The sequence below is a fragment of the Kitasatospora atroaurantiaca genome, assembly GCF_007828955.1.
Taxonomy (GTDB): domain Bacteria; phylum Actinomycetota; class Actinomycetes; order Streptomycetales; family Streptomycetaceae; genus Kitasatospora; species Kitasatospora atroaurantiaca.
The window spans coordinates 1,818,407-1,832,536 of sequence record NZ_VIVR01000001.1 but is presented as its reverse complement, the minus strand read 5'-3'; the positions used below and the strand labels follow the sequence as shown (position 1 = coordinate 1,832,536).

Genomic DNA, 14,130 nt, shown 5'->3' with positions numbered 1-14,130 from the left:
CGTCCGGGGACAGGTGCGGGGGTTCCGGTCGTACCGGTGGCCTTACAGGCCGAGGTCGCCCTCGAAGGCGCCCTCTTCCAGGCGGGCCTTGATGGTGCCCAGGAAGCGGGCGGCGTCGGCGCCGTCCACGATCCGGTGGTCGTACGACAGGGCCAGGTAGACCATGTCGCGGATCGCGATGGTCTGGCCGAGCTCCGGCGTGGTCACGACGACCGGGCGCTTGACGGTGGCGCCGATGCCGAGGATGGCCGACTGCGGCATGTTGATGATCGGGGTGTCGAAGAGCGCACCGCGCGAGCCGGTGTTGGTGATGGTGAAGGTGCCACCACCCAGCTCGTCCGGCTTGACCTTGCCCTCACGGGTTCGGGCGGCCAGGTCGGCGGTCTTCTTCGCGATGCCGGCGATGTTGAGGTCGCCCGCGCCGTGGATGACCGGGACCATCAGGCCCTTCTCGGTGTCCACCGCGATGCCCACGTGCTCGGCGTCGAAGTAGGTGATGGTGTCGTCGTCGTTCAGGCGCGAGTTGACGACCGGGTGGACCTTGAGGGCCTCGGTCGCGGCCTTGACGAAGAACGGCATCGGCGAGAGCTTGACGCCCTCGCGGGCGAGGAAGCCGGCCTTGGCCTTCTCGCGCAGACGCATCACGTTGGTGACGTCCACCTCGACCACGGTGGTCAGCTGCGCCGAGGTCTGGATCGACTTCAGCATGTTGTCAGCGATGACCTTGCGCATGCGGGTCAGCTTGACGGTCTGGCCGCGCAGCGGGGACGGCGCCGCAGCAGCCTTCGGCGCAGCCGCGGCGGCCGGAGCGGCAGCAGCGGCCTTGGCCGCCTCGGCGGCGGCGATGACGTCCTGCTTGCGGATGCGGCCGCCGACACCGGTGCCGGTGACGGAGGCGAGCGACACACCCTGCTCGGCGGCGAGCTTACGGACCAGCGGGGTCACGTAGGCGTCGCCCGCGTCCACCGCCGGAGCGGCGGCAACCGGAGCAGCCGGGGCAACCGGAGCCGGGGCCGGAGCGGCCACGGGAGCCGGGGCGGCGGCAACGGGAGCCGGAGCAGCGACCGGAGCCGGAGCCGGGGCAACCGGAGCCGGGGCAGCCACGGGGGCCGGAGCCGGAGCGGCAACCGGAGCCGGAGCGGCAACCGGGGCCGGAGCGGCGGCAACCGCACCCGCAGCGCCGATCAGCGCGAGCTGGGCGCCGACCTCGGCGACCTCGTCCTCGCCGACCAGGATCTTCACCAGGACACCGGCGACCGGCGACGGGATCTCGGTGTCGACCTTGTCCGTGGAGACCTCGAGCAGCGGCTCGTCGACCTCGACGGTGTCACCCTCGGCCTTGAGCCAGCGGGTGACGGTGCCCTCGGTGACCGACTCGCCCAGCGCGGGGAGCAGGATCGGGGTGGCGTCAGTGGCAGGAGCGGCAGCCGGCGCGGCGGCGACCGGAGCCGGGGCGGCCGGAGCAGCCGGGGCCTCGGCGACCGGGGCCGGAGCGGCCTCCGCCACCGGAGCGGCAGCGGCGGCGACCGGGGCACCCGAGCCGTCGTCGATGATGGCCAGCTCGGCGCCGACCTCGACGGTCTCGTCCTCGGCGACCTTGATCGCGGCCAGGATGCCGGAGACCGGCGCGGGGATCTCGGTGTCGACCTTGTCGGTCGACACCTCGAGCAGCGGCTCGTCGGCCTCCACCCGCTCACCCTCGGCCTTCAGCCAACGGGTGACAGTGCCCTCGGAAACGCTCTCGCCCAGCGCGGGCAGTGTTACTGAGACCGCCATGGTTTCAGCGACTCCTATCAAGTCTTGCGTGCAGGATGGGTGAACTTGGGGGCGCGATCAGTCGTGCGCGTGCAGGGGCTTGCCGGCCAGCGCCAGGTGCGCCTCGCCGAGGGCCTCGGACTGCGACGGGTGCGCGTGGATGAGCTGCGCGACCTCGGCGGGCAGCGCCTCCCAGTTGTAGATCAGCTGAGCCTCGCCCACCTGCTCACCCATGCGGGCGCCGACCATGTGGACACCCACCACGGCGCCGTCCTTGACCTGGACGAGCTTGATCTCGCCTGCGGTCTTCAGGATCTTGCTCTTGCCGTTGCCGGCCAGGTTGTACTTGAGCGTGACGACCTTGTCCTTGCCGTAGATCTCCACGGCCTTGGCCTCGGTGATGCCCACGGACGCGACCTCGGGGTTGCAGTAGGTCACGCGCGGCACGCCGTCGTAGTCGATCGGCACGGCCTTGAGGCCGGCCAGGCGCTCGGCGACGAGGATGCCCTCGGCGAAGCCGACGTGGGCCAGCTGCAGGGTCGGGACGAGGTCGCCGACGGCCGAGATGGTCGGCACGTTGGTACGCATGTACTCGTCGACGAGGACGTAGCCGCGGTCCATCGCGACGCCGTTCTCCTCGTAGCCGAGGCCGGCCGAGACCGGGCCGCGGCCGATGGCGACGAGCAGCAGGTCGGCGTCGATCTGCTTGCCGTTCTCGGTGGAGACGCGGACACCGTCGGCGGTGTACTCGACGCCGGAGAAGCGGGCCTTGAGCTCGAACTTGATGCCGCGCTTGCGGAAGGCGCGCTCCAGCAGCTTGGAGGAGTTCTCGTCCTCCAGCGGGGCCAGGTGCGGCAGGGCCTCGACGATGGTGACGTCGACGCCGAAGGACTTCCAGACGGACGCGAACTCGACACCGATCACGCCACCGCCGAGGATCACGGCGGACTTCGGGATGCGGTCGAGCTTGAGGGCGTGGTCCGAGGAGATCACGCGGTCGCCGTCGATGGTCAGGCCCGGCAGCGACTTCGGCACGGAGCCGGTGGCGAGGACGATGTGGCGGCCCTCGATGCGCTGGCCGTTGACGTCCACCGAGGTCTGCGAGGAGAGCTTGCCCTCGCCGGTGACGTAGTGGACCTTGCGGGAGGCCACCAGGCCCTGCAGGCCCTTGTACAGGCCCGAGACGACGTCGTCCTTGTACTTGTGGACGCCCTTGATGTCGATGCCCTGGAAGGTCGCGAGGACGCCGAACTCGGCGGCCTCGCGGGTCTCGTCGGCAACCTCGGCGGCGTGCAGCAGGGCCTTGGTCGGAATGCAACCACGGTGCAGGCAGGTACCGCCCAGCTCGCCCTTCTCGATCAGGGCCACGCTCAGACCCAGCTGAGCGGCGCGGAGCGCCGCGGCGTAACCGCCGCTTCCGCCTCCGAGAATGACTACGTCGAAAACGGTGCTGGCGTCGTTCGCCACGTCACGTCCTCCATGCAAAGGGGTGCGGATCGCCGGGCCGGTCGCGGTCCGGTGGGTCGGGTAAGCCTTGTAAGGCGCCCAGTCATGCCGGAAATACATCTTCGCACTTGTTCGCGGCGGCTGATGTCCGGGGCTGCCTCGGCAGGGTCACAGTGTCAGCTCGCCGGGGGCGGAATGCCCCATGGATGAGGGTATCGCCCCAGCTCACAGCGGTACGAGTGGCCGTGGGAGGAGTGGCTGAGCCGATCGTGGACCAGGGCTGTTCCACCCTGCGGAACAAAGTTTCGCCCGGGGCGAACACGGTCTCGAAATGTGGCGAACTGTATTACCGACAGGTAACTCGAATGCAGAGAGGCCCGGCGCCTTGTGGCGCCGGGCCTCCCGTGGATCAGCGGAGCCGTCAGGCCTTGCCGCCCGCGGCGGTCTCCTCGGCGAAGCGGACCAGCGTGCGGATCGCGCTGCCGGTGCCGCCCTTGGGGGTGTAGCCGAACGGCGCACCCTCGTGGAAGGCCGGGCCGGCGATGTCCAGGTGCGCCCAGTCGATGCCCTCGGCGACGAACTCCTTCAGGAACAGACCGGCCACCAGGCCGCCGCCCATCCGCTCGCCCATGTTGGCGAGGTCGGCGATGGTCGACTCGGTCATGCCCTTGCGCAGGTCGGCCGGGAGCGGCATCGGCCAGGAGGCCTCGCCCGCCGCGTCGGCGGTGTTGTGCAGCTGCTCGCGCAGGTCGTCGTTGTTGGCCATCACACCGAAGGTGCGGTGGCCCAGCGCCAGCACCATCGCACCGGTCAGGGTGGCGACGTCGACGATGACGTCCGGGTTCTCCTCGCCGGCCCGGACGATCGCGTCGGCCAGCACCAGACGGCCCTCGGCGTCGGTGTTGAGCACCTCGACGGTCTTGCCGCCGTACATCCGCAGCACGTCACCCGGGCGGGTGGCCGAGCCGGACGGCATGTTCTCGGCCAGCGCCAGCCAGCCGGTGACGTTGACGGCCAGGCCGAGGCGCTTGGCGGCGACGACGGCCGCGAACACGGCGGCGGCGCCGGCCATGTCGCACTTCATCGTCTCGTTGTGGCCGGCCGGCTTCAGCGAGATGCCGCCCGAGTCGTAGGTGATGCCCTTGCCGACGAAGGCGAGCGTGGCCTTGGCCTTCGGGTGGGTGTAGGCCACCTTCACCAGGCGGGGCGGGTTCTGGGAGCCGATGCCGACGCCCAGGATGCCGCCGAAGCCGCCCTTGGTCAGCGCCTTCTCGTCCAGCACCTCGACCTTGAGGCCGTGCTCCTTGCCGGCCGCCTGGGCGATCGCGGCGAAGGACTTCGGGTTCAGGTCGTTCGGGGCGGTGTTGACCAGGTCGCGGGCGCGGTTGATCTCCTCGCCGACCGCCGTGGCGCGCTCGACGGCAGCCTTGGCGTCCTTGCTGCCCTTGCGGTCCGTCAGCACGACCAGCTCGCCGACCGGCGCCTTGCCGTTCTCGCCGTTCTTGTACGAGCCGAAGACGTACGAGCCGAGCAGACCGCCGAGCGCGGCCGCCTCGATCTCCTCGGCCGAAGCGGCCGGGAGGGCCAGCGCGGCCTTCTTGGTACCGGCCAGGGTGCGGGCGGCGACACCGGCCGCGCGGCGCAGGGACTCCAGGGAGTAGCCCTCCTCGGCGGCCTCGCCGAGGCCGACCGCGAGCACGAGGGCGGCCTTCAGGCCGGCCGCGGCGGGGAGCTTGACCGCCTCGCCCTCGGCGCCGGTCGCGCCCAGGGTGCTGAGGACCTCGGCCAGCTTGCCCTCGAACGCCTCGGCCACGGCCTCGGCGCCGGGAGCCACCAGCAGGCCCTTCGGGCCCTTGGCCACACCGATCACCAGGGCATCCGCGCGCAGCGAAGCGGCGGAGGAGGTGCTCACAGACAATGCAGTCACGTAAATGCGTCCTGTTCTTTCGCGGTCCACGGCCGAGTACGGCGCCGGTGCCGCACCGGCGTAACCCCGGCGTGCTCCGCTGGAACAGGGCGCAGGGCTACGGTGCTCCCCGCATGGTAGTCCGCATGCTGGGATCCCGCCGCCCCCGCCTTCGCAGGTGGGCACCCCCGGGCACGCGCGGGCGGCTACCCCAGGGCGCGGGGAACTGCGCGAAACCGGAAGAAACGTTGCCGCACCGAACCTGAAGCCACGCGTTGCACCGCCCTGGCGTCGGGTCAGGTCATGGCCAGCAGGACCAGCGCCCCCGTCGCCGCAGTCTCCGCCATCGCGCCCAGCACATCCCCGGTGATCCCGTCGAGCCGCCGCACGCACCGCCGCAGCAGCACCCACGAGCACCCGACCCCCACCGCAAGCGCCGCCGGGTACCGCAGCGCCGACCACCCCTCGCCCCAGCCCGCGAGGCCGAGCCCGAGCGCCGCACCCGCCGACACCACGAGCGCCCCGCCCACCGGCACCGTCCCCGCCACCATCGCCCCCAGACCGCCGGGCCGGGCGGCGGGTACGGAGCGCAGACAGCCCCACGCCAGCGCGCACCGCGCCGTCACGGCGGCGGTCAGCACGGCCAGCGCCCCGCGCCACTCCGAGACCGAGAACTGCCCGGCCAGTGCCGCGACCTGGGCCAGCAGCACCAGAACGAGCGTCAGGACACCGAACGGTCCGATGTCCGACTGCTTCATGATCCGCAGCGCGTCCTCGGCCGGCTTCCCACTGCCCAGACCGTCGGCGACGTCCGCGAGCCCGTCCAGATGCAGGCCCCTGGTCAGGGCGGCCAGGACGGCGACGGCCGCCACCGCGCCGAGCAACCCGCCCGCACGCCAGCCGACCAGTGCCCCGGCGGCGGCCGCGAGCGCGCCCAGCACCAGCCCGACCAGCGGAGCGCAGAGCATCGCCCGCCCCGCCGTCGGCCGGTCCCAGCGGTCCACCCGTACCCGCAGCACGGACAGCGTGCCGAACGCGAAGCGCAGCCCGTGCACCCCGGACCTCAGACCCGGCCCAGCAGCTCCGCGGCGCTGGGCAGCCGTGGCGGCTCCTTGGGCGTCGCCACCTGAGTCACCGTCGGCACGGCGGACGGCTCGGCCAGGGTGTCGGCCGCGGCCTGCAGCAGCGGCAGCGCCAGCAGTGCGCCGACGCCCTCGCCCATCGAGACGTCCAGGCCCTGCAACGGCGTCAGGGTCAGCCGGTCGTACGCCTTCGCCTGGGCCGGCTCGCCCGTCGACTGCCCGGCCCGCCACCACTCCGGCGCCCGGAACGCGATCCGCTGCGCGACCAGCGCGCAGGCCGCCGAGACCACACCGTCCAGCACAACCGGCAGCTTGCGCACGGCGGACTGCAGCAGAAAGCCCGTGATGGCGGCGAAGTCCGCTCCGCCGGTCGCGGCGAGCAGCGCCAGCTGGTCACCGAGCACCGGACGGGCCCGCCGCAGCGAGTCCCGGACGGTCGCGCACTTGACCATCCACACCCGGTCGTCGATCCCCGAGCCCCGCCCGGTGACCGCCGCGGCGTCGGTGCCGCAGAGCGCGCCGATCAGCACCGCGGCGACGGTGGTCGAGCCGACCCCGAGATCGCCGAGCACCACCACGTCCGTACCGGCGTCGGCCTCCTCGTCGGCGACCGCCATACCGGCCCGGAAGGCGCGGGTGGCCTCCTCGAGGGTCAGCGCGCTCTCCACGTCGATCCGGCCGGAGCCGCGGCGCACGCGGTGCCGCACCACCTCGTCGGGGAACTCCTCGGGAGCGGCGTCCACCGCGAGGTCGACGACCCGGACCTCCGCGCCGTAGCGCCGCGCGAGCACGGCCACCGGGGCGGTGCCGTCCAGCACGGCGTGCACCCGCTGCGCGGTGCCGCCCTCGGCCGGCAGCCGGGAGACCCCCAGCGAGGCCACCCCGTGGTCGCCGGCGAACAGCAGCACCTTGGCGGCCGTCAGCGGCCGCACCGGGGACCTGCCCTGTACGGAGGCCAGCCAGCTGCCGAGCTCCTCCAACTGCCCGAGGCCGGCACGCGGCTTGTCCAGCTGCTGCCAGCGTTCCTCGGCGGCCCGGCGGGCGCTGTCGTCGGGGCGCTCGACGAGCGAGGAGAACGTATCGAGATCCACGGTCGTGTCCATCGCTCGGAAGGCTACACGGCAGGGGCTTTGATGGTCAGCACTTGCCCGGCCACCACCAGCAGCACGCGCTCGGAGGCCTCGGCCACCGCCATGTTGAGCCGCCCGAGGGTGTCCCGGAAGCGGCGGCCGGCGGCGGTGGCGGGGACGACGCCCATCCCGACCTCGTTGCTCACCGCGATCACCCGACGCTCCGTCAGCCGCCAGGCCTCGGCCAGCGCGTCACAGCGCCGCTGCACCGCCCGCTCGCCGCCCGCCGCCCACGCGGCGTCGTCCCAGGCCTCGCACTCGTCCATCACGGTGGTCAGCCAGAGCGCCAGACAGTCGATCAGCACCGGCGCCTCGTCCTGCCGGTCGCCGAGCACCGCCTCGAGCTCGCAGGTCTCCGCCGTCCGCCAGCTCGCCGGACGCCGCTCCCGGTGCAGCTCGACCCGCTGCGCCCACTCCGGATCGCCGTCGCGGGTGCCGCTGGTGGCCACGTACAGGACGTCCTCGTACGCGGCGAGCAGCTGCTCGGCCCGGGTGGACTTGCCGGAGCGGGCGCCGCCGAGGATCAGGGTGCGGGGGAGTGGCATGGCGGACATCCTGCCCGATGAGGCATGGGGACGATCAGGGCGGGCACGCTAACCTGCGCACCACAACACGTGGTCAGCGGGAGGAGCCCAGGCATGGTGTGGACGTGGCGGTACGAGAAGAAGGACGGCACGGTGGTCACCCCGCCCGGCGGCGAGGAGGAGTTCGCGGGCCAGGGCGACGCCGAGTCGTGGATCGGCGAGAGCTGGAAGCAGCTCCTGGAGGACGGTGTCGACACAGCGGTCCTCCTGGACGACGACCGCGTCATCTACTCCATGAGCCTGCACGAGAGCTGACCGACCGACGCCGGCCAACACCGGCGCAACCGGCCAACCACCAGGGGCGCGGGGCTCTGTTTGATCAACTGCGCGCGCGAAACCGGAAGGTACGGTCCCGCACCGAACCCGAAGCAGTGAGCTGCACCGCGCCCCTGAGGTCGCCTACTTCACGCCCACCACATGCAGCAGAGCCGCCACCTGACGGTACGGATCCTCACGCCCGGCCCGCTCCTCGGCGTCCAGCAGCTGCGCGAGCTGCCGCCCGTCCACCGGCGCCGCGTCCTCCGGGGCGTTGTCCGTGAAGACCCGCACCCCGTACCAGTCCCGCAGCGGCACCGAGACCTCCGACAGCGTGGTCGCCAGGTCGGTGAGCCGGTCCGCGCGGGCGGGCAGGCCGAGGCGGTTGGTGTAGCGGGAGCTGTCGAAGGCGTGCAGCGCCGTCCGCCAGTCACCGGTCAGGCCGGGCCGCATGGCCAGCGCGTCGGCGTTGCGCACCAGCAGCGACAGCAGGCCGCCGGGCGCCAGCATCCGGGCCAGCGAGGCCAGCATCGGGTCCGGGTCGGGCAGGTACATCAGCACGCCGTGGCAGAGCACCACGTCGAAGCTGCGCGGTCCGAACCACCGCCCGCACTGGTGCCCGTCACCGCCCAGCAGCCGGACGCGCTGCCGGACCTCCGGCGGCTCGGCCGCCAGCGCGGCCTGTGCGGCGCCGAGCGTGACCGGGTCCGGGTCGAGCCCGGTCACCACGTGTCCGGCTCGCGCCAGCCGCAGTGCCTGGGTGCCCTGCCCGCAGCCCACGTCGAGCACCCGCAGGCCGGTCAGCCCGTCGAGCTGCTCGGTGAGCTGCCGGGTGACGAGCTCCTGCCGGACCAGATTGCGCAGCCCGCCCTGCCGCTCCAACCACGGCGCGGCCGGGTACGGGGCACTGCGGGCCGGGAGCCGGTCATGTCCGCCCGACCCCTGCCAGGGCAGCGCGTACAGCCCCGGGCCCTCCGGCCCGGACGGAGTGGCCCAGGAGGACTGCGGCGGGACCGGCTCGGCGGTCAGGGCCGCTCGCCCCGCTTCACCTGCGGCTTCGGCAGCCGCAGCCGCCGCATCTGCAGGATGCGCATCAGCGAGTAGGCGACCGCGCCGCGGGTGTTCTGGTCGGGGAAGCGCTCGGCGAGCGCCTTGCGCAGGCCGAGGCCCAGCCGGACGAAGTCCAGCACGACCAGGACGAAGAAGGCCAGGAAGAGCATGGTGGAGAGCAGCTGCAGCACGGGCACCCGCACGACGCTGAGGATCAGCACCACCACGGCGTACGGCAGGAAGAACTCGGCCAGCGACCAGCGCGAGTCCACGTAGTCGCGGGCGAAGCGGCGCACCGGGCCCTTGTCACGGGCCGGGAGGTAGCGCTCGTCGCCCTCCAGCAGCGCGGTGCGCTGCCGCTCACGCTCGGAGCGCACGCGCTCGCGGCTCTGCTTGGCGGCTGCCTTACGGTCCTTGGGGACGACCACCCGGGTACGCCGGTTGGCCTCGGCCTCACTGCGCTTGGGCGTCGGCCGGCCCTTCTTGGCCTGCGGGTCGCGGGACTGGGTCATCTCGTCCTGCTCGGCCAGCGCGGTGGCGGCGGAGGAGGCATCATCTGAGCGGCGTCGGAACACACCCCCAGCGTACGTGCTGGCCGGGCGCTTGTGACGGGGCCCTTGGAACCGAACCGGTATCGATGCGTCCGTCTCCGGGCTCACCTGGCGTGTCCCCTACGGGTGCCCCTCCCCGCGGCGGATCATGGACCAGGGTCGGATCCACCCTTGGGATGAGGCCGCAGCTTCCGCGCTGTAGCAGTCTTGTTGCAGGCAGGTGCACTGCGGCGATCGGCTCGCTGCACATAGACTCGATCCTGTCAGTACGAGACGGAACCGCAGGCCCGAGAAGGGGGCACCCGAGGCCCATGAGCGACGGAATCATGAAGCGTATGGGGCTGATCTTCCGCTCCAAGGCGAACAAGGCCCTGGACCGTGCGGAGGACCCGCGAGAGACGCTCGACTACTCCTACCAGAAGCAGCTCGAACTGCTGCAGAAGGTCCGCAGGGGCGTCGCCGACGTGGCCACTTCGCGCAAGCGGCTCGAGCTCCAGCTGACGCAGCTGCAGCAGCAGTCCGCGAAGTACGAGGACCAGGGACGCAAGGCGCTCTCGCTGGGCCGCGAGGATCTCGCCCGTGAGGCGCTGACCCGCAAGGCCAACATGCAGTCCCAGATCACCGACCTGGAGATGCAGTACCAGCAGCTCCAGGCAGAGGAGGAGAAGCTCACGCTCGCCTCCCAGCGGCTGCAGGCCAAGGTGGACGCCTTCCGTACCAAGAAGGAGACCATCAAGGCCACCTACACCGCCGCCCAGGCGCAGACCCGGATCGCGGAGTCCTTCTCCGGGATCTCGGAGGAGATGGGCGACGTCGGCCTGGCCATCCAGCGGGCCGAGGACAAGACGGCCCAGATGCAGGCCCGGGCCGGCGCGATCGACGAGCTGCTCGCGTCCGGTGCGCTCGACGACGCCAGCGGTCTCGGCCGCAAGGACGACATCGAGGCCGAGCTGGAGCGCGTGGCCGGCGGCTCGGACGTGGAGCTGGAGCTGGCCCGGATGAAGGCCGAGCTCACCGGCGGCACCCCGGCGGCGCAGCCGGCGATCGAGCAGGGCAAGCAGGACACCCCAGGGACGATCAACTACAACAAGTGATCCGACACTCCACGACAGCAGGGAGACGCGCCGGCATGATCATGAGGGTCATGGGTGAGGGGCAGTTCCAGGTGGGCGAGGCCCATCTGAACCGGCTCAACAAGCTCGACGACGAGCTGCTCACCGCACTGGAGGCGGGGGACGAAGGACAGTTCCGGGCCGCGCTCGGAAAACTGCTGGACGCGGTGAAGGAGTGGGGCACGCCGCTGCCCGACGACTCCCTGGAGCCGTCGGACCTGATCCTGCCGAGCGTCGACGCGACGATCGAAGAGGTCAGCGCACTGCTGCGGGACGAGGGCGACGGGCTGATCCCCGGTCTGCCCGAGTGACAACGTGAGAAAGGGCGGCTCCCCGTGACGGGGGAGCCGCCCTTTCGCGTACCCGCTACGGCAGGGCCAGCATCCGGTCCAGCGCGGCCTTGGCGTACTTCTCGGTCTCCGGGTCCACGGTGATCACGTTCGGCACCCGGCCGTCGACCAGCGACTCCAGCGCCCAGACCAGGTGCGGGAGGTCGATCCGGTTCATGGTCGAGCAGAAGCAGACCGCCCGGTCCAGGAAGACGATCTCCTTGTCCGGGTGCGCCTTCGCCATGCGGCGGACCAGGTTGAGCTCGGTGCCGATGGCCCACTTGGAGCCGGGCTCGGCGGCGTCCAGCGCCTTGATGATGTACTCGGTCGAGCCCACCATGTCGGCGGCCGCGACGACCTCGTGCTTGCACTCGGGGTGCACCAGCACGGTGACGCCGGGGATCCGCGCACGGACGTCGTTCACCGAGTCCAGCGAGAAGCGGCCGTGCACCGAGCAGTGCCCGCGCCACAGGATCATCTTGGCGTTCCGCAGCTGTTCGGCGGTCAGCCCGCCGTTCGGCTTGTGCGGGTTGTAGAGCACGCAGTCGTCCAGCGAGAAGCCCATCTCGCGGACGGCGGTGTTGCGGCCCAGGTGCTGGTCCGGCAGGAAGAGCACCTTCTGGCCCTGCTCGTACGCCCACTCGAGTGCCCGCTTGGCGTTGGACGAGGTGCAGATGGTCCCGCCGTGCTTGCCGGTGAACGCCTTGATGTCGGCCGAGGAGTTCATGTACGAGACCGGGACCGTGATGTCCGCGATCCCGGCGTCGGTGAGCACGTCCCAGCACTCGGCGACCTGCTCGGCGGTGGCCATGTCGGCCATCGAACAGCCGGCCGCGAGGTCGGGGAGGATCACCTGCTGCGCCGGGCCGGTCAGGATGTCCGCGGACTCCGCCATGAAGTGCACACCACAGAAGACGATGTACTCGGCCTCCGGGCGGGCGGCGGCGTCGCGGGCCAGCTTGAACGAGTCGCCGGTCACGTCGGCGAACTCGATGACCTCGTCACGCTGGTAGTGGTGGCCCAGGATGAAGACCCGGTCGCCGAGCTTCTCCTTGGCCGCGCGGGCGCGCTCGACCAGGTCCGGGTCCGAGGCGGGCGGCAGGTCGCCGGGGCACTCGACGCCACGCTCGCTGTTGGGGTCGGCCTCGCGGCCGAGCAGCAGCAGAGCGAGCGGCGTCGGGGTGGGGTCGACGCCGTAGGTCTCGATGGTGGTGGTCACGGGCGGGTGCCCTCCTGTGCGGCCGATCAGTCGAACAGCCTTCTCGTCTATCTGACGCTATCTATCATAACCCGTTAGCGTCACTCTGACGATGGCCATCCTGTCGATGTGATGAGAACCGCTCGCCGGGACGGAGTCTTCCCCCGCGTGTCGAGAGGCGTGGACAGCCCGGTCACGTTAGCTGGTCCCATGAAGGCAATCGCGATCAGGCGGTACGGCGGCCCGGACGTCGTCGAGTACACCGAACTCCCCGATCCCAAGGTCGGGCCCGACTCGGTGCTGGTGCGAGTGAAGGCCGCCGGGGTCAATCCGGTCGACTGGAAGGTCCGCGAGGGGTACCTGGACGGGATCCTGGACGTCCACTTCCCGCTGATCATGGGCTGGGACGTGGCGGGCGTGGTCCAGGCCGTCGGCGGTGGCGTCACCGAGTTCAAGCCCGGCGACGAGGTGATCGGGTACGTCCGCAAGGACACCGTCGAGCACGGCACGTACGCCGAGCTGGTCTCCGCCCCCGTGCGGACGCTCGCGCTCAAGCCGGCCGCGCTGGACTGGGCCGCGGCGGGCGGGCTGCCACTGGCCGGGCTGACCGCCTACCAGGGGCTGGTGAAGGCCCTGCGGGTCACGACCGGGGAGACCGTGCTCATCCACGCCGCGGCCGGCGGGGTCGGCACGCTGGCCGTCCAGATCGCCGGGGCGCTCGGCGCCCGGGTCATCGGCACCGCCCGGGAGCACAACCACCGCTTCCTGCGCGAGCTCGGCGCCGAGCCCGTGATGTACGGCGAGGGCCTGGTCGACCGGGTCCGGGAGATCGCGCCCGAAGGCGTGGACGCGGCGTACGACCTGATCGGGGGCGACGCCGTCGAGGTCTCGGCCCAGTTGGTGGCCGACCCGTCGAGGATCGCCTCGATCACCGACTTCGGCGTGGTCGCCCGAGGCGGGCACTACGTCTGGACCCGCCCGGACGCCGCCGATCTGGCGGAGCTGGCGAAGCTCGCCGACCAGGGCAGGCTCAAGGTGCCGGTGGCCTCCACCTTCCCGCTGGCCCAGGCCGGCAGCGCGCAGGCGCTGAACGCGGAGGGACGGACGCGCGGGAAGATCGTCCTGTTGATGGACTGACCAAGAGTTTTCGCCAGAATAGAGCGGTGTGTCGTTTCTTCAGCGGCACGGCGAATTCAGGCACAACCAGTGGAGCCCCGCACCGATGAGCACGCACAGACCGCCGGAACCGGGCGGGGCCTCCCTCGACGACACGGACCGTCTCCTCCTCAACCACCTGAGCCGTGACGGCCGCGCCTCGTACGCCGAGATCGGCCTGCTGGCCAACCTCTCCGCCACCGCGGTCCGCCGCCGGATCGACCGGCTGCGCTCCCGGGGCGTGGTGCGCGGCTTCACCGTCGTCCTGGACCCGGCCCTGCTGGGCTGGCAGACCGAGGCCTTCGTCGAGGTCTACTGCCGCGAGCGCACCTCGCCGGAGGAGCTCCTGGCCAGCCTGCGGCAGTTTCCCGAGGTGGTCGCGGCCTGGACGGTGACCGGCGACCCGGACGCGCTGGTCCACCTGCGGGCCTCCGACACCCGTCACCTGGAGGCCGTCATCGAGCGCATCCGCAAGGAGCCGGGCGTTCAGCGAAGCCGCAGCTCGGTGGTGCTCTCCCAGCTGATCGGCTGATCGGCCGAGCCGTCTGAGCAGCGCCGCATACCGCCCCGAGCCGAA

At 71.7% G+C, this 14,130-nt stretch carries 13 protein-coding genes and 1 pseudogene; 5 read left to right on the top strand and 9 right to left on the bottom strand.

Going from position 1 to position 14,130, the window contains the following annotated elements:
• Nucleotides 1-42: 42 nt before the first annotated feature.
• From sucB to cobU, 6 genes and pseudogenes are all read right to left on the bottom strand, one after another.
• A complete protein-coding gene (gene sucB / locus FB465_RS08230; RefSeq protein ID WP_145789029.1) occupies nt 43-1,776 on the bottom strand; it encodes a 2-oxoglutarate dehydrogenase, E2 component, dihydrolipoamide succinyltransferase in 1,734 nt (577 codons plus the stop codon).
• Between the two features lie 57 nt (nt 1,777-1,833).
• Nucleotides 1,834-3,222 carry a dihydrolipoyl dehydrogenase gene (gene lpdA, locus FB465_RS08225; protein ID WP_145789027.1) on the bottom strand — a complete coding sequence of 463 codons (1,389 nt, stop codon included), beginning with the start codon at nt 3,220-3,222 and terminating at the stop codon, nt 1,834-1,836.
• Nucleotides 3,223-3,622: 400 nt separating this feature from the next.
• Nucleotides 3,623-5,128, bottom strand: a complete 1,506-nt coding sequence (locus FB465_RS08220; protein WP_145789025.1) for a leucyl aminopeptidase — start codon at nt 5,126-5,128, stop codon at nt 3,623-3,625.
• A gap of 275 nt (nt 5,129-5,403) precedes the next feature.
• Entirely contained in the window at nt 5,404-6,162 is a 759-nt protein-coding gene (locus FB465_RS08215; RefSeq protein ID WP_246192574.1) for an adenosylcobinamide-GDP ribazoletransferase, read from the bottom strand.
• A gap of 8 nt (nt 6,163-6,170) precedes the next feature.
• Nucleotides 6,171-7,292, bottom strand: a complete 1,122-nt coding sequence (locus tag FB465_RS08210; RefSeq protein WP_145789023.1) for a nicotinate-nucleotide--dimethylbenzimidazole phosphoribosyltransferase — start codon at nt 7,290-7,292, stop codon at nt 6,171-6,173.
• An 11-nt stretch (nt 7,293-7,303) separates the two neighbouring features.
• Nucleotides 7,304-7,912 (bottom strand): annotated as a pseudogene (gene cobU, locus FB465_RS08205) (bifunctional adenosylcobinamide kinase/adenosylcobinamide-phosphate guanylyltransferase); the annotation flags it as partial.
• 45 nt (nt 7,913-7,957) lie between these two features.
• On the opposite strand from cobU, the gene FB465_RS08200 reads away from it, so the two are divergent.
• Nucleotides 7,958-8,158: a hypothetical protein gene (locus tag FB465_RS08200; RefSeq protein ID WP_145789019.1), complete on the top strand. Its 201-nt coding sequence runs from the start codon at nt 7,958-7,960 to the stop codon at nt 8,156-8,158.
• 144 nt (nt 8,159-8,302) lie between these two features.
• Here FB465_RS08200 and FB465_RS08195 read toward each other — a convergent pair whose 3' ends face one another.
• Entirely contained in the window at nt 8,303-9,040 is a 738-nt protein-coding gene (locus FB465_RS08195) for a methyltransferase domain-containing protein (RefSeq protein WP_246192573.1), read from the bottom strand.
• Nucleotides 9,041-9,183: 143 nt separating this feature from the next.
• On the bottom strand, nt 9,184-9,783 hold the full coding sequence (locus tag FB465_RS08190) for a DUF3043 domain-containing protein (RefSeq protein WP_246192572.1): 600 nt from the start codon (nt 9,781-9,783) through the stop codon (nt 9,184-9,186).
• Between the two features lie 287 nt (nt 9,784-10,070).
• Here FB465_RS08190 and FB465_RS08185 point away from each other — a divergent pair, with 287 nt between their 5' ends.
• Both FB465_RS08185 and pspAA read left to right on the top strand, forming a co-directional pair.
• A complete protein-coding gene (locus tag FB465_RS08185; RefSeq protein ID WP_145789017.1) occupies nt 10,071-10,853 on the top strand; it encodes a PspA/IM30 family protein in 783 nt (260 codons plus the stop codon).
• 35 nt (nt 10,854-10,888) lie between these two features.
• Nucleotides 10,889-11,182 carry a PspA-associated protein PspAA gene (gene pspAA, locus FB465_RS08180; RefSeq protein WP_145789015.1) on the top strand — a complete coding sequence of 98 codons (294 nt, stop codon included), beginning with the start codon at nt 10,889-10,891 and terminating at the stop codon, nt 11,180-11,182.
• 55 nt (nt 11,183-11,237) lie between these two features.
• Here pspAA and nadA read toward each other — a convergent pair whose 3' ends face one another.
• Complete coding sequence (gene nadA / locus FB465_RS08175; protein WP_145789013.1) at nt 11,238-12,419, bottom strand: quinolinate synthase NadA; 1,182 nt, start codon at nt 12,417-12,419, stop codon at nt 11,238-11,240.
• Between the two features lie 189 nt (nt 12,420-12,608).
• Here nadA and FB465_RS08170 point away from each other — a divergent pair, with 189 nt between their 5' ends.
• On the top strand, nt 12,609-13,535 hold the full coding sequence (locus FB465_RS08170; RefSeq protein ID WP_145789011.1) for an NADP-dependent oxidoreductase: 927 nt from the start codon (nt 12,609-12,611) through the stop codon (nt 13,533-13,535).
• 85 nt (nt 13,536-13,620) lie between these two features.
• Nucleotides 13,621-14,085 (top strand): Lrp/AsnC family transcriptional regulator, encoded by a 465-nt coding sequence (locus tag FB465_RS08165; RefSeq protein WP_145789009.1) that lies wholly within the window; start codon nt 13,621-13,623, stop codon nt 14,083-14,085.
• Nucleotides 14,086-14,130: the final 45 nt, after the last annotated feature.